Here is a 13,926-nt window from a genome sequence, read left to right as displayed (position 1 = left end):
GGGGATTCCGGCACGGCTAGACCTCCATCAGATCGGCTTCCTTGCGCGCCACGAGGTCCTCGATCTGGGCGACGTACTTCGCCGTCGTCTTGTCGAGTTCCTTCTCGGCGCGGGCCACCTCGTCCTCGCCGGCGTCGCCGTCCTTGACGATCTTGGCCAGCTGGTCGTTGGCCTTGCGCCGAACGTTGCGGATGGACACCTTGGCGTCCTCGCCCTTGCCCTTGACCTGCTTGACCAGGTCCTTGCGGCGCTCCTCGGTGAGCTGCGGGATGCTCACGCGGAGCAGCTGGCCGTCGTTGGTGGGGTTGACGCCCAGGTCCGAGTTGCGGATCGCCGTCTCGATGTTGCCGAGCTGGTTCGCCTCGTAGGGCTTGATCACGACGAGCCGTGCCTCGGGCGTGGTGATCGAGCTGATCTGCGTGATGGGGGTGGGCGAGCCGTAGTAGTCCACGACCACCTTCGAGAACATCCCCGGGTTGGCGCGGCCGGTGCGGATCGACTGGAAGTCCTCCCGGGCCACCGAGACGGCCTTCTCCATCTTCTCCTCGGCGTCGAAGAGCGTTTCGTCGATCACTTGCCTCACACGTCCTTTTCGTCTGTCCAGTGGTGGTCTTCGGTCCGGCGTCAGGGCCGGACGAGGGTGCCGATCTTCTCCCCCGCGACGGCGCGGGCGATGTTGCCCTCCTCCAGGAGATTGAACACCAGCATCGGCATCTTGTTGTCCATGCAGAGGCTGAACGCGGTCGCGTCGGCCACCTTGAGGCCCTTCTCCAGCGCAGCGCGGTGGGTGATCTCGGCGAACAGCTTCGCGTCGGGATTGGTGCGGGGGTCGCTGTCGTACACGCCGTCCACCGCCTTGGCCATGAGCACGACCTCGGCGCCGATCTCGAGCGCGCGCTGCGCGGCGGTGGTATCGGTGGAGAAGTAGGGCATGCCCATGCCGGCGCCGAAGATCACGACGCGGCCCTTCTCGAGGTGGCGCTTGGCACGCAGGGGCAGGTAGGGTTCGGCGACCTGTCCCATGGTGATGGCGGTCTGCACGCGGGTGTCGACACCCTCCTTCTGCAGGAAGTCCTGCAGCGCGAGGCAGTTCATCACCGTGCCGAGCATGCCCATGTAGTCCGACCGCGCGCGGTCCATGCCGCGGTTCTGCAGCTCGGCGCCGCGGAAGAAGTTGCCACCGCCGATGACCACCGCGATCTCGTGGCCGCTGCGCGAGACCTCGGCGATCTGCTGCGCCACCGTGGTCACCACATCGGGGTCGAGGCCCACCTCGCCGCCGCCGAACATCTCCCCGCCCAGCTTGAGCAGCACCCGCTTGTAGCCGTGCCGTGCCTGATCCTGCGTCGCGTCCTGATCCGTCTGAAGTCCCTGGGCCGTGTCCGTCACGCGGACCATCCTATGCGGGCGGCGCAGTTCCTCGGAGCCGGTCCTCGATCAGGTTGCCCAGGGCTCGCTGACCGGCGGCCGTCGGGTGCAATCCATTGGCCTCGGGCTCCTGCGCCTTGAGCTTCGGGCCGCCCAGTCGGGCGTAGGGATCCGGGTCGCACGCGGTGTGGTCGAGCGGCGGCTGCACGTACATGACCCCGCGGTCCGCTGCCACCTCACGGATCAGCCGGTCGACGCTGCGGTACCAGGTGCGCCAGTGCTCCACGTTCCGCTCCGGGATGCCGGCCCGGTCGAGGCAGGCGCGGTCCGGCGGACCGTCGACCGAGAACAGCGGGAGGTACCCGACCAGGACGATCCGCACGTCGGGCGCCGCCGCCTTCTTGATCGCGTCGACGGTGGCCGCGTACTGCGCGCGGACGAAGTTCCACCCCTGCGAGCCCGGGAGGTCCTGCGTGGCGACGGCGCCGCAGCGATCGTCGGGGTCGCCGAAACAGTGCACGACGATGTTGCCGAAGCCGATCGAATTCGCGCCGATGAGGATCGTCACGAGCCGGGTGAACGGCCCCACCCCGTAGATCTGCGGCGAGGTGTTCGGCTTCGGCGAGGGCTGCGTCAGGTCGTCGAGCGTGGCGCCGGAGCAGGCGCGGTCGGTGAACGAGTAGGGCTGCAGTCGCTGCGCGAGGACGTGGCCGAGGTCGTCGCCGTTGCGGGCGCAGAGGTCCATCGGCTGCATCTTGGCCTGCGTGCCCGATGCGGCGTAGCTGTCCCCCATCGCGACGTACTGCGCGCCGCCCGGGAGGTCGGGGATGTAGCTCACGGCGTTGCTCTGGTAGTGCGTGTACCCGCTGCCGCCCCCGATCGCGGTGGACCCGGCGACGGCGAGCACGAGGCAGGCCACGAGGGGCATTGCGATCGCACGCCGGATCCAGGACACCCCGGCGAGACTACACAGGCGTGAACTCGGTCCGTCGACGCACGAGGTAGGCCGACGGTGACAGGCCCAGGAAGGAGCGCACGTCGCGACTCAGGTGCGCCTGGTCGGCGTAGCCGCGGCGCACCGCGACGTCCGCCGCGGGGATTCCCGCCTCGAGCTCGCGCCGCGCGGCGTCGAAGCGCATCAGCCGCGCCGCCTGCTTGATCCCCATGCCAAACTCGGCGGTGAACTTCATCGCCAGGTAGCGGGCGGACCAGCCGGACCGCTCGGTCAGCTCGGCGACGGTGACCGCGCCGCTGCGGGCCGCGAGGTACGACCACGCCGCGGCGGCGTCCGGCTGCACCTCGCGGTCCGAGACCGCGTGGCCGGCGAGCACCGTCGCCGCGACGGCCTCACGCTGCGCGTCCGCCGCCGCCGCGACGCGGCCGTACAGCTCCGCTGCGAGGCCCGGGCGGAGGTCGTCGAGTTCGACGGCCTCTCCCCCGAGTTCGGCCGCCGGGGCGCCGGTGAGGGCCCGGACGAGGCTGGGCCGCACGTCCACCTGCACGCCGCGCTGCAGGCCGTCGTGGTGGACCAGGTACGGCGTCGGGTGCATGCCCGAGAGGCACAGGCGGAAGGTCGTGCGCCCGGGCAGGCCCGGCCCCGTCAGGTCCAGGCCGTGCCCGAGGTCGATGATCATCGTGAGCGTCGGCGAGGGCACGGCGAGGTGGGTGCCCGGGACGACGCCGCTGATGTCGTACGCGGCGGCCCGGGCGATCCCGGGGCCGCTCACCCCGCGTAGGTACCGAAACTCCACGTGTTGCCCTCCGGGTCGGCGATGGAGAAGCCTCGCGACCCATAGTCCTCCTCGCGCATCTCCCGCACCAGGCGGGCGCCGAGCTCCTGTGCCCGAGCGAAGACGGCGTCGGGGTCGGTGACGACCACGTAGACGCTGCCGCTGCCGCGCGGAGTGGAGAAGGTGGTGTCCTGTTTGGCGGCGGAGTGGACCATGACGCGGCCGCCGTCGGGCCACAGCATCTCGGAGTGGACGACCTCACCGTCGGCGTCCCCTTCGACGAGGACCCCTTCCTCGAAGCCGAGGCGGCGCAACCACTCCCGCGCCGCGAGCGCGTCGTCGTAGGTGAGTCCGGGCCAGATGTTCGTGTCCTTGCGTGTCGTGTTCATGCCTTCAAGACTGGCAGCCGACGGCACCGTCGGGCTTGAAGATTTCCGCACACCGCCCCAATTGAACACTGTTACCAACGGCGAACGTGCAGGTCGCGGCGGGCAGTAACGGTGTTCAATCGCAAGGGCCGACAAACGGCGAGGCCCGCACCGACTGCATCGGTGCGGGCCTCGTACGCGGGGACTACCGGAGTTACTCCTGGCCGACCTCGAAGCGGGTGAAGGCGAGGACCTTCGCACCGGCCTCGTCCAGCACCTGCTGGACCGACTTCTTGCTGTCGGTCACCGACGGCTGGTCGGGAAGAACGGTGTCCTTGTAGTAGGCCACGGTCTTGCCCTCGACGATCTTCGACAGCGCCTGCTCCGGCTTGCCCTCGGCACGCGCGGTCTCCTCGGCGATGCGACGCTCGTTCTCGATGACGTCGGCGGGAACCTCGTCCCGGCTGGCGTACTTCGCCTTGAGCGCAGCGACCTGCATGCCGGCGCCGCGAGCGGCCTCAGCAGCGGTGTCACCCTCGCCCGCGAACGAGACCAGCACGCCCACGGCGGGCGGCAGGTCCGAGCTGCGCTTGTGCAGGTAGACGGCGACGGGGCCGTCGTAGCGCGCGATGCGACGCAGCACGAGCTTCTCGCCCAGCTTGGCCGACGCGGCCTCGATGCGCGACGCGACGGTCTCGCCCTCGAGCGGCAGCTCGAGAACGGCCTCGACGGTGGCGGCGTCCGACGCGGCGGCGGCCGCGACGATCGCATCGGCCAGCTCCTGGAACTCCGCGTTCTTCGCCACGAAGTCGGTCTCGGAGTTGAGCTCGATGAGCACGCCGCCCTTGGCGGCCACGAGGCCCTCGGCGGTGGAACGACCGGCGCGCTTGCCGACGTCCTTCGCGCCCTTGATGCGCAGCACCTCGACGGCCTTGTCGAAATCGCCGTCGGTCTCGGTGAGCGCGTTCTTGCAGTCCATCATCCCCGACCCGGTGAGGTCGCGGAGACGCTTGACGTCAGCGGCGGTGTAGTTCGCCATTAATGCGGCTCCTTAGCGTTGTAGGGAAGAGCGACCGGAGGCCGATCAGGCTTCCGGGGTCTCGGTGGGCGCCTCGGCCGGAGCCTCGGTCGCCGCGGCCTCGGCAGCGGGGGCCTCGGCGGCGACGGTGGCCGACTCGAGCAGCTCCTGCTCCCACTCGGCGAGGGGCTCGCCGGCGCCGGCCTCGGGCTTGGCATCGCCGGTGGCGACACCGGCGCGGGCCTGCACGCCCTCGGCCACGGCCGAAGCCACGACCTTCGTGAGCAGCGCAGCAGACCGAATGGCGTCGTCGTTACCCGGGATCGGGTAGTCGACGAGGTCGGGATCGCAGTTGGTGTCGAGGATCGCGATGACCGGGATGCCCAGCTTGCGGGCCTCGCCGACGGCGATGTGCTCCTTGTTGGTGTCCACGACCCAGATGGCCGACGGGACCTTGGCCATGTCGCGGATGCCGCCGAGGGTGCGCTCGAGCTTGTTCTTCTCGCGCGTGAGCATGAGGATTTCCTTCTTGGTGCGACCCTCGAAGCCACCGGTCTGCTCCATGGTCTCCAGCTCCTTCATCCGCTGAAGGCGCTTGTGGACCGTCTGGAAGTTGGTGAGCATGCCGCCCAGCCAGCGCTGGTTCACGTAGGGCATGCCGACGCGGGTGGCCTCTTCGGCGATCGACTCCTGGGCCTGCTTCTTGGTGCCGACGAAGAGGACGGTGCCACCGTGGGCGACGGTCTCCTTGACGAACTCGTAGGCCTTGTCGATGTAGGTCAGCGTCTGCTGCAGATCGATGATGTAGATGCCGTTGCGGTCGGTGAAGATGAAGCGCTTCATCTTCGGGTTCCACCGACGGGTCTGATGACCGAAGTGCGCGCCGCTGTCCAGCAGCTGCTTCATGGTTACGACAGCCATGATGCCTCTTTCTCACGTTGCAGTTGTCCACGCCGCGACGACCGGTTCCCGCAGTTCAGCGGGCCGGACGGTGCGCGGTGTCCTGGTGTTCCGCCGCGCTGCACTCCTTCGAGAAGGAGACCGCGCTGCACGGCGCGCCGCGAGCGGCGCCTGGGGAACACGCGTAGTCACTCCGCCATCTGGACGGAGTGCAGAAGCAAGTGTACGCCGGTCCGGACGACCAGCGAAATCGTCACGGAACCGCAGGTCGACGGTGCCGTCCGGACCCGCCCGGAAGCCGACCCGTCAGGTCGTGAACAGGTCCTCGAGGTGCCGGTCGATCGCGGCGAGGGCGTCCCCCGACTCGATGACCCGCAGCTCCAGCAGGGGCGTCAGGCCGGTCAGCGCCAGCAGCCGGTCCGTCTCCGTCGACGGTGCACGGTCCGCCGCGATGCGACCGTCGGCGATCGCGGCCCGGACGAGCTGCTCGACCTGCGCGCGACCCCGCGACAAGCCGTCGCGGGTCCGGGCGCGGATCGCCTCGTCGTGCAGCGCCTCGAGGACGTAGGCGGCGTTCATCCGACTGGTCGCCCGCGAATCCGGGTGCAGCGGCAGCATCTCGACGAGCACCAGGCGCAGCACGTCGCGCGGATGAGGGTCCGCGCCGAGGCGTTCCAGGCCCTGCGCGACCCGCGCTGCGCTCCGCTCCGCGGCGAAATCCATGGCGAAGCCGAGCATCTCCTGCCGGGAGCCGAAGTAGTGCTGCAGCTGACCGTGCGACATCCCGGCCTCCTTCGCCACCTCCCGCAGGCTCAGACGCTGCACGCCCGCGGTGCCCACCACGCGCCACAACGCGCGGGCGATCGCCTCGCGACGCTCCCGGTGATCGACCTGTTTCGGCACCTCAGCCCCCCTTGACGGTTCTCATACACTTGAAATAATACAACTGGCTGAAGACGGCGGCCGGGCACCGCGCCACGACAAGAGGTGACGAAGATGCGCGAACATCCCCGCGTCCGTACGGCGGAGGGCGTCGTCGAGGGCCGGTACCGCGGCAGCGGTACAGCGACCTTCCGCGGCATTCCGTACGCACAGCCGCCCGTCGGGGCGTTGCGCTTCGCCGCCCCGGCTCCGGTCCCCCACTGGGACGGCGTGCGGTCGGCGGTCGACTTCGGCCCTCCGCCGCCACAGTCCGGCCCCACACAGGCGGAGACCTCGGACGACGCGAACTGGCTCACCGTCAACGTGTGCGCCCCGGATCCCGGACGATCGCGACTGCCCGTCCTGGTGTGGATCTGCTGCGGCGGCTACATGGCGGGGACGGCGGCGGATCCCATGTTCGATCCGTCCGCGCTCGCGGCCGAGGGCCTGGTCGTCGTGAGCGTCCAGTGTCGGATGGGCGCCGAGGGCTTCGCGCTGCTCGACGGCGCACCGTCGAACCGGGGCCTGCTGGACCAGATCGCCGCTCTCGAGTGGGTCCGGCGGAACATCGCCGCCTTCGGCGGCGACCCCGACACGATCACGATCGCGGGCACATCGGGCGGCGCGGGCTCGGTCGCCGCACTGCTCGCGATCCCCCGCGCCCGTCCGCTGTTCCGCAGGGCCATCACGCATTCGGTCCCCGGCCTGCACATCACGCCGGAGTTGGCGCAGGAGGTCACCGCCGCGCTCGCGGAGCGCCTGGGCGTCGCACCGACTGCGGCCGGGTTCGCCGAGGTCGCACCGCAGCACCTGGCCGACGAGGTGACGGCCCTCTGCCTCGACGCGCCGGCGCATCGCGATCGATGGGGCCGCCTCTCGCAGCTGGGGATCGTCGTCTGCCCGGTCATCGGCGAGGATCTGCTGCCACAGACCCCGTGGGAGTCCTTGGCCGACGGGAATGCCGCGGGCATCCACCTGCTCACCGGGCACATGCGCGACGAGTTCCGCCTGTTCAGCGTCATGATGGGAGTGCGCGACACCTTCACCGAGGCGGATGCGGCCCGGGCGCTGGCGGCCTTCGCTCCCGGCGACCCCGTCGACTACCGCGCGGCGTACCCGGACGCGACTACGGAGCAGATAATGGAGATCGTCTCCTCCGACGCCACCTTCCGCATGCCGTCCGTGCTGCTCGCGGAGGCGAACGCGGCGGCCGGCGGCACCACGTTCCTGTTCGAGATCCGCTGGGAGACCGAGGTGTACGGCGCTTGCCACAGCATCGACGTCCCGCTCGCCTTCGGGACGCTGGACTGCCCGACGGGCCGCATGTTCTTCGGCGACGATCCCGCGCCCGCGGTCCGTGCGCTGTCGAACGAGCTGCTCGGAGCGTGGGCGCGGTTCTGCGCCACCGGCGATCCGGGTTGGCGGCGCTTCGACGCCGAACGCCGGAGCACCCGCCTCCTCGACGACCCGTCGACGACGGCGCCCTATCCCGAGGAGCCGTCGCGCCGGCTGTGGCACGGCCGCCCGCCCGCGCCCTTCGCGCCGATCCCGTCGCACTGACCGGCCCGAGGAGACGCCGCATGCGCGAGCCCGTCCACGTCACCGTGTGGTCGCCCGCCGATCCCGGCCGCCGGGACGCCGTGCCCGCGCTCTTCGTGCACGGCGTCTTCACCTGGGGCGACGACGACGCCTACGGTTTCGTCGCGCAGCGCTCCCTGGCCGACGACAGGCCCCTGCTCCTGATGGACCGGCGCGGCTACGGACGCTCGCCCGACACCGCCCGCAGTGATGTCGAGGTCGACGCCGAGGACCTCGTCGAGCTCCTCGACGCGCAGCCGGCCGGGGCGCACCTCGTCGGGCACTCGAACGGCGGACTCGCCGCCATGCTGGCCGCGGCACTGCGGCCGGACGCCGTCCGCTCGCTCGCGCTGATCCAGCCGTCGGCACTGCGGGCCGCCGCGGACCATCCGGCGGTACGCACCCTGCTGACCCGAGTCGACGCGGCCACCGCCCCGCGTCCGGAGATCGACCCCGCCGAGTTCCTCCGCGTCTCGACGGAGGGGATGGGGATGACGATGCCCGCGCCCACGCCGGAGCGGCTCCGAGCGGTCCGGACGTCGATGCGCGAGCGGCCGGTGTGGGAATCGGACCCACCGCTGGCACCTCTGGCCGCCGCGCCATGGCCCTCGCTCGTCATCACCGGGACCTGGGACGACGCGCCCGAGGAGTACCGGATGTACGCGGGCGAACCGCTGCTGGCCTGCGCAGAAGCGGTGGCGGCGCGGATCGGCGCCCGGCGACTGCGCGTCCCCGGGTACTACCCGCACACCCAGCACCCGGGCGCGGTGAACGTCGCACTGCGCGCGCTGTGGGCCTCAGCCGGGTAGCCGCGCGGCGAGGCCGTCGAGGAGGAATCGGACGGCGTCGTCGAACCGCTCGTCGGGCGGACCCCACGCCGTCGGTCCAGCCTGCGCCGCGAGCGGGTACTCCTGTGCGCCGACGGCCGCGGCCCGAGCATCCGGGTCGTAGCCCGGCAGGGGCGCACCGTCGGGCCCGAAGACCTCCTGCTCCTCGATGACGAAACCGACGACGAGGTCGCGCAGCGTGGACATCGCGAGCGCGGCGTCGCGCACCGCGAATCCGGCGTCGACCAGCACGCGCAGGGGCCGCTCGCGGGCGCGGACGACATCGACGTCGGTGAACTTCGACCCGCTGAACACCCGGGCACCGTCGGTGTGGGCGCGCAGGACGGACCGCAGCCGCCGGGCACCGTCGAGCAGCTCGGCGCGCCAGTCTGCGGCGGGCGGCCCGACGGGCAGTGCGCGCCGCATGAGCTCGGTGGCCATCTCGTCGATCAGGTCGCCCTTGGACGCGACGTGCCAGTAGAGGGCGGGCGCCTTGACCTCGAGCCGGTCGGCGATCCGGCGCAGCGTGAGACCCTCGACGCCCACCTCGTCGAGGACGGCCAGCGCCGCGGTGACCACATCCGCCCGATTCAATCCCACGCGCACAGCTTAACAATGTTAAGCTCAATGTCGATTTAACGCAGTTAAGGAGATTGCTATGAAGGCCGCCATCGCCACCTACGCCGACACCCCGATCTGGGTGGACGCCCCCGAGCCGGCCGGCGGGCCCGGCCTCGTCACCGTCGCCATGCGGGCCGTCCCGCTGCACAACCTGGCGCGGGCCGTCGCGGACGGCCGGCACTACGTCTCCCCCGCGAGCCCGGGTTTCGTCATCGGGGTCGACGGGGTGGGGGTCACCGAGGACGGTCGGCGCGTCTACCTCTCGGTGCCCGGCACCGCGGCGCAGACGGTGACGGTGCCCGAGGAAGCCCTCGTCGAGGTTCCGGACGCGCTCGACGACCTGCAGGCGGCCGCCGCGATGAACGCGGTCATGTCGTCGTGGATGGCGATGACGGTCCGCGCTCGGGTCCGGCCCGGACGGACGGTGCTGGTCCTGGGCGCGACGGGCGGCTCCGGGCGCCCCGCGGTCGCCGTCGCCCGGCACCTGGGCGCCCGCGTGATCGCGGCGGGCCGCAACACCGCGGTGCTGGCGACCGTGGGCGCCGACGCCGTGATCGACCTCGGCGCACCGGAGGCGGAGATCGCGGAGGCGCTGCGCGCGGAGAAGATCGACGTGGTGGTCGACTACCTGTGGGGCCGCCCCGCGGAGCTGACGCTGGCGGCGCTGGAGAAGCGCGGGCCGGCCGAGTTCGTCCAGATCGGCACGATGGCGGGCGCGGAGATCGCGCTACCCGGGGCACTGCTGCGCTCGACCGACATCCGGCTGCTCGGCAGCGGCTTCGGCTCGTTCACTGCCGACGAGGTGATCGCGGCGCGACCGAACATCCTCGAGGCGATCGTGGAGTTGGGGATCGAGATCGACGTCACCGCCGTGCCCGCGGAGTCCGTCGCCGAGATCTGGCGAAAAGGACACCGCGGGCCGACGGGTCGTTCTCACGCTGTAGCGGGAACCCGCTCCGCCGCATCGGAATCGGCGGACTCGTCCGCGTACACGTCCGTACGCTGCGCGTTGTAGGCGTCGAGGTCGAGGATGCCCTCCTGCTTCGCGACGATGGTCGGGATCAGCGCCTGGCCGGTCACGTTGAGCGCGGTGCGGCCCATGTCCACGATCGGCTCGACGGCCAGCAGCAGGCCCACGCCCGCGAGCGGCAGCCCGAGCGTGGACAGCGTGAGGGTGAGCATGACGGTCGCGCCGGTGGTGCCCGCGGTCGCGGCGGAACCGATCACCGAGACGATGACGATGAGCAGGTAGTCGGTGAACCCGAGCGGCACGTGGAAGAACTGCGCCACGAAGATCGCCGCGATCGCGGGGTAGATCGCCGCGCAGCCGTCCATCTTCGTGGTGGCGCCGAGCGGCACCGCGAACGACGCGTACTCCCGGGGGACGCCCAGGTTGCGCTCCGTGACCCGCTCCGTGACGGGCAGGGTGCCGATCGAGCTGCGCGAGACGAAGCCCAGCTGCGCGGCCGGCCAGACGCCGCTGAAGAACTGCTTCACCGAAAGCCCGTGCGCCTTGATGATCAGCGGGTACACAACGAAGCCGACGAGGAACAGGCCCAGGTAGATCGCCCCGGTGAACACGCCGAGCGAGCCGATCGCGTCCCAGCCGTAGGTCGCGACCGCGGTGCCGATGAGCGCGGCGGTGCCGATCGGCGCGAGCCGGATGATCCACCACAGCACCTTCTGGACGATCGCCAGCAGCGAGGCGTTGAAGGTGATGAAGGGTGCGGCCTTGTCCCCCACCTTGAGCGCGGCGATGCCGATCGCGGCGGCAACGACGAGCACCTGCAGCACGTTGAAGCTGAGCGAGACGGCACCGTCGGACGCCTTGGCCTGCAGGCCGAGGAAATTCGACGGGACCAGGCCGGTCAGGAAGGCCCACCAGGACCCGGTGCTCGACGGTGCCTTGCCCGCGCCGGTCACGGTGGTGTGCGCGCCGGGCTGCAGCACGAGGCCGAGGATGATGCCGATGATCACGGAGATGAAGGCGGTGATGGCGAACCACAGCAGCGTCTTGCCCGCGAGCCGCGCCGCGTTGGTCACGTTGCGCAGGTTCGCGATCGACGCGATGACCGCGGTCACGACGAGCGGCACGACGGCGACGGTGAGCAGCTTGACGTAGCTGGAACCGATGGTCTTGAGAGTGCCGATCAGCCAGTTGACGTTGCCGTCCGCAGCGGGCGCCATGGCGCGGGCGAGCAGGCCCAGGAGCACGCCGGCGATCAGGCCGACGACGATCTGGAAGCCGAAGTTCTTCAGCAGTGCGGGGACCCGCGAGGGTGCCGCGATGGTCGAGGAGGACATGAACAGCGGCAACGCCGCGCGACGGCGCCGCGTTCCCCTGGAATCATCGTGAGCGCAATACTCGCACCACCACCCGGGCCGGGCGTACGGAGCGGCCGGGCACGCCGAGCCCGGGCGCGATGACCTCGGCGACGGTGCGGTCCTCGTCCGGCTCGGCGGTCTCCACCGTGTCCGAGGCCTCCATGGTCGCGGCGTCGAAGGCCTCGCCCGCGCGCGGGAGGACGACGGTGCCGCCCCTCCCGACGAGCAACCGCTCGACCCGGCCGGCGACGGCCTCGAAGGCCTCACGTTCGCGGTCCGACTCGGCGGTCCGCGCGCACGCCGCCACGTCGCCGAGGAGCGCGAACAGGTCGACCACGAGCGGCAGGTCCGCGCCGAGCCGGTCCCGGGTCGCGCGGGCCTGCTCGGCGTCCGCGAGCCGTTCGACGGTCCCCGCCTGCCGGGCGAGGATGCGGGCCAGGTCCTCGACCCGCTCCTCGAGGCGGCGCTCCGTCGCGCGGGCGGTCTCGGCCCCGTCGACTGCGTGCTCGACGGCCTCGGTCGCGGCGTCCTCTGGGCTCATGCTCGCCCACCCTACGCGCCCTCTGCGCTGCTAATATGCCGCCATGGGGGTGTACGGAATCGACCTGGGCACGACCAATTCCGCGATCGCGCGCATCGGCGTCGACGGTCGCCCGGAGATCATGAGGGGGCTCGGGGGCGAGACGACGGTGCCGTCGGTGGTGCTGTTCGCATCCGCCTACGACCACCTCGTCGGCGAGGGCGCGCGGCGGCAGGCTCGGCTCGACCCCGAACACGTGTGCAGCCTGGTCAAGCGCCGGATGGGCGACTCGCAGTGGCGGTTCCGCGCCCACGGCGACACCTGGTCGGCGCCGGCGGTCTCGGCGCTGATCCTGAAGAGCCTCGCGGGCGATGTCGAGTTCAGCGGCGGCGAGCCCGTGCGCCGGGTCGTCATCACCGTGCCGGCGTACTTCGGCGACGAGGAGCGCCGGGCCACCGTGCAGGCGGGGGCGTACGCCGGCTTCGACGTGGCGGGCGTCCTCTCCGAGCCCATCGCCGCGGCGCTGTCCTACGGTTTCGGCCGCCTCGACGGGGGCCTCGACCTGGGCAAGGGCGCGCCGCGGGAGACGGTGCTCGTGTACGACCTCGGCGGCGGCACCTTCGACGCCACCGTCATCGAGCTCGCGGACCGCCGCATCTCCGTGCTGGCCGTGGAGGGCGATCACCAACTCGGGGGCGCCGACTGGGATGAGCGGATCGCGCTGCACCTGTCGCAGCGGTTCTGCGAGGCGAACCCCGACGCGGAGGACCCGCTCGACGACTCGGCGGGCTCGCAGTCGCTGCTGCTGGCCGCGGAGCAGGCCAAGCACGAGCTGACGTTCGCCGACCGCACGGAGGTCGTGGTCTCGCACGACGGTTCCCGCGCCGTCGTCCCGCTGACCCGCGTCGAGGTGGAGGAGATGACGGCGCCGCTGCTGCGGCGCACCGTCGGCCTGGCCCGCGACTGCCTCGCGGTGGCGCGCAAGCGCGGGGTGCAGAAGGTGGACCGCCTGCTGCTGGTGGGCGGGTCCTCGCGGATGCCCGCGGTGGCCGGCGCGCTGCGGGCGGAGCTCGGTCTCGACGGCGAGCTGCACGACCCCGACCTCGCGGTGGCCCGCGGCGCCGCCCTGTACGGCGAGAAGCTCGAGATGGAGCGGCTGGTCGCGGCCGACCTCGTGACCCGCGGGCTGCTGCCCGACGGTGCTCCCCCGCTGCACGCCTCGGCGGTCGAGCTGGAGAACTCGATCGCGCGCGTCGCGGCGTCCTTCGCGCAGCCCGTCTCGCTGGTGCGCCGGATGCTGGAGATCCAGGTGGACACCGTCGTCTCCCGCGGCTTCGGTGTTCTGGCGGTGCGCGACGGCGGCGACCTGGGCGTCACCTGGCTCGTGGAGCGCAACCAGATGCTGCCGGTGCGCGTGCGGCGCTCCTTCGGCACGATGCGCGAGGACCAGCGGCAGATCGAGGTCACCGTCGTCGAGCAGCAGGGCCAGGTCGCCTCCCCGCGCCTGTCCGACGCGAAACTGCTGGTGGAGGGCACGATCCGCGACATCCCGCCCGGTTACCCCGCGGGGAGCGAGGTGCGCATCACCTTCGAGATGGGCTTCGACGGGGTGCTGCACGTGACGGCACACCATGTGGACGCGGACATGCCGCTCACGCTGTCCGCGCAGACGGGCGCGATGCTCTCGCAGGCCGACGTGGAGCGCGAGCTCGGCCAGGTCCAGCGGTCGCGCCGCCGGGACTGACCGGAG

At 71.4% G+C, this 13,926-nt stretch carries 15 protein-coding genes; 4 read left to right on the top strand and 11 right to left on the bottom strand.

Annotated elements, in window-relative coordinates; genetic code table 11:
- Positions 1 to 16 precede the first annotated feature (16 nt).
- From frr to ABZX10_RS03730, 8 genes are all read right to left on the bottom strand, one after another.
- Entirely contained in the window at positions 17 to 574 is a 558-nt protein-coding gene (gene frr, locus ABZX10_RS03765) for a ribosome recycling factor (protein ID WP_068570628.1), read from the bottom strand.
- A 50-nt stretch (positions 575 to 624) separates the two neighbouring features.
- Complete coding sequence (gene pyrH / locus ABZX10_RS03760) at positions 625 to 1,398, bottom strand: UMP kinase (protein WP_355534655.1); 774 nt, start codon at positions 1,396 to 1,398, stop codon at positions 625 to 627.
- Between the two features lies 1 nt (position 1,399).
- A complete protein-coding gene (locus ABZX10_RS03755; RefSeq protein WP_355534653.1) occupies positions 1,400 to 2,323 on the bottom strand; it encodes an SGNH/GDSL hydrolase family protein in 924 nt (307 codons plus the stop codon).
- A gap of 10 nt (positions 2,324 to 2,333) precedes the next feature.
- Complete coding sequence (locus ABZX10_RS03750; protein ID WP_355534651.1) at positions 2,334 to 3,095, bottom strand: helix-turn-helix domain-containing protein; 762 nt, start codon at positions 3,093 to 3,095, stop codon at positions 2,334 to 2,336.
- Positions 3,092 to 3,487 (bottom strand): VOC family protein, encoded by a 396-nt coding sequence (locus tag ABZX10_RS03745; RefSeq protein ID WP_355534649.1) that lies wholly within the window; start codon positions 3,485 to 3,487, stop codon positions 3,092 to 3,094. Before ABZX10_RS03745 ends, ABZX10_RS03750 begins: the two co-directional genes overlap by 4 nt.
- Positions 3,488 to 3,680: 193 nt before the next feature.
- Positions 3,681 to 4,505 (bottom strand): translation elongation factor Ts, encoded by an 825-nt coding sequence (gene tsf / locus ABZX10_RS03740; RefSeq protein WP_355534647.1) that lies wholly within the window; start codon positions 4,503 to 4,505, stop codon positions 3,681 to 3,683.
- Between the two features lie 45 nt (positions 4,506 to 4,550).
- Positions 4,551 to 5,405: a 30S ribosomal protein S2 gene (rpsB, locus tag ABZX10_RS03735; protein ID WP_168545867.1), complete on the bottom strand. Its 855-nt coding sequence runs from the start codon at positions 5,403 to 5,405 to the stop codon at positions 4,551 to 4,553.
- A 285-nt stretch (positions 5,406 to 5,690) separates the two neighbouring features.
- The gene (locus ABZX10_RS03730) at positions 5,691 to 6,287 is read right to left on the bottom strand and encodes a TetR/AcrR family transcriptional regulator (protein WP_355534644.1); all 597 of its coding nucleotides are present in this window, start codon (positions 6,285 to 6,287) and stop codon (positions 5,691 to 5,693) included.
- A gap of 93 nt (positions 6,288 to 6,380) precedes the next feature.
- Between ABZX10_RS03730 and ABZX10_RS03725 the strand changes: the two genes are divergently transcribed.
- A complete protein-coding gene (locus ABZX10_RS03725; RefSeq protein WP_355534642.1) occupies positions 6,381 to 7,865 on the top strand; it encodes a carboxylesterase family protein in 1,485 nt (494 codons plus the stop codon).
- A gap of 20 nt (positions 7,866 to 7,885) precedes the next feature.
- Positions 7,886 to 8,692 (top strand): alpha/beta fold hydrolase, encoded by an 807-nt coding sequence (locus tag ABZX10_RS03720; protein ID WP_355534640.1) that lies wholly within the window; start codon positions 7,886 to 7,888, stop codon positions 8,690 to 8,692.
- Here ABZX10_RS03720 and ABZX10_RS03715 read toward each other — a convergent pair.
- Positions 8,681 to 9,310 (bottom strand): TetR/AcrR family transcriptional regulator C-terminal domain-containing protein, encoded by a 630-nt coding sequence (locus ABZX10_RS03715; RefSeq protein WP_355534638.1) that lies wholly within the window; start codon positions 9,308 to 9,310, stop codon positions 8,681 to 8,683. The genes ABZX10_RS03720 and ABZX10_RS03715 overlap by 12 nt on opposite strands.
- A 58-nt stretch (positions 9,311 to 9,368) precedes the next feature.
- Here ABZX10_RS03715 and ABZX10_RS03710 point away from each other — a divergent pair, with 58 nt between their 5' ends.
- Positions 9,369 to 10,346, top strand: coding sequence for a zinc-binding alcohol dehydrogenase family protein (locus ABZX10_RS03710; RefSeq protein ID WP_355534636.1), 978 nt, complete (start codon positions 9,369 to 9,371; stop codon positions 10,344 to 10,346).
- Here the strand turns inward: ABZX10_RS03710 and ABZX10_RS03705 are convergent.
- Together ABZX10_RS03705 and grpE are read right to left on the bottom strand one after the other, a co-directional pair.
- Entirely contained in the window at positions 10,265 to 11,635 is a 1,371-nt protein-coding gene (locus ABZX10_RS03705; protein ID WP_355534634.1) for a dicarboxylate/amino acid:cation symporter, read from the bottom strand. The two genes, ABZX10_RS03710 and ABZX10_RS03705, sit on opposite strands and share 82 nt — an antisense overlap.
- Positions 11,636 to 11,678: 43 nt before the next feature.
- The gene (gene grpE / locus ABZX10_RS03700; protein ID WP_355534632.1) at positions 11,679 to 12,197 is read right to left on the bottom strand and encodes a nucleotide exchange factor GrpE; all 519 of its coding nucleotides are present in this window, start codon (positions 12,195 to 12,197) and stop codon (positions 11,679 to 11,681) included.
- A gap of 43 nt (positions 12,198 to 12,240) precedes the next feature.
- Here grpE and ABZX10_RS03695 point away from each other — a divergent pair, with 43 nt between their 5' ends.
- Positions 12,241 to 13,920 (top strand): Hsp70 family protein, encoded by a 1,680-nt coding sequence (locus tag ABZX10_RS03695; RefSeq protein WP_355534630.1) that lies wholly within the window; start codon positions 12,241 to 12,243, stop codon positions 13,918 to 13,920.
- Positions 13,921 to 13,926: the final 6 nt, after the last annotated feature.

The sequence above is a fragment of the Tsukamurella sp. NPDC003166 genome (assembly GCF_040611135.1).
Lineage (GTDB): Bacteria > Actinomycetota > Actinomycetes > Mycobacteriales > Mycobacteriaceae > Tsukamurella.
Note: the sequence above shows the minus strand (reverse complement) of the source record. Positions and strands in the feature narration are given on the sequence as shown.

Bases quoted from the DNA above. Each gene is read 5' to 3' on its own strand.
- pyrH (WP_355534655.1), bottom strand. From the start codon at position 1,398: ATGGTCCGCGTGACGGACACGGCCCAGGGACTTCAGACGGATCAGGAC.
- ABZX10_RS03745 (WP_355534649.1), bottom strand. From the start codon at position 3,487: ATGAACACGACACGCAAGGACACGAACATCTGGCCCGGACTCACCTAC.
- tsf (WP_355534647.1), bottom strand. From the start codon at position 4,505: ATGGCGAACTACACCGCCGCTGACGTCAAGCGTCTCCGCGACCTCACC.
- rpsB (WP_168545867.1), bottom strand. From the start codon at position 5,405: ATGGCTGTCGTAACCATGAAGCAGCTGCTGGACAGCGGCGCGCACTTC.
- ABZX10_RS03725 (WP_355534642.1), top strand. From the start codon at position 6,381: ATGCGCGAACATCCCCGCGTCCGTACGGCGGAGGGCGTCGTCGAGGGC.
- ABZX10_RS03720 (WP_355534640.1), top strand. From the start codon at position 7,886: ATGCGCGAGCCCGTCCACGTCACCGTGTGGTCGCCCGCCGATCCCGGC.
- ABZX10_RS03710 (WP_355534636.1), top strand. From the start codon at position 9,369: ATGAAGGCCGCCATCGCCACCTACGCCGACACCCCGATCTGGGTGGAC.
- ABZX10_RS03705 (WP_355534634.1), bottom strand. From the start codon at position 11,635: ATGTCCTCCTCGACCATCGCGGCACCCTCGCGGGTCCCCGCACTGCTG.
- grpE (WP_355534632.1), bottom strand. From the start codon at position 12,197: ATGAGCCCAGAGGACGCCGCGACCGAGGCCGTCGAGCACGCAGTCGAC.
- ABZX10_RS03695 (WP_355534630.1), top strand. From the start codon at position 12,241: ATGGGGGTGTACGGAATCGACCTGGGCACGACCAATTCCGCGATCGCG.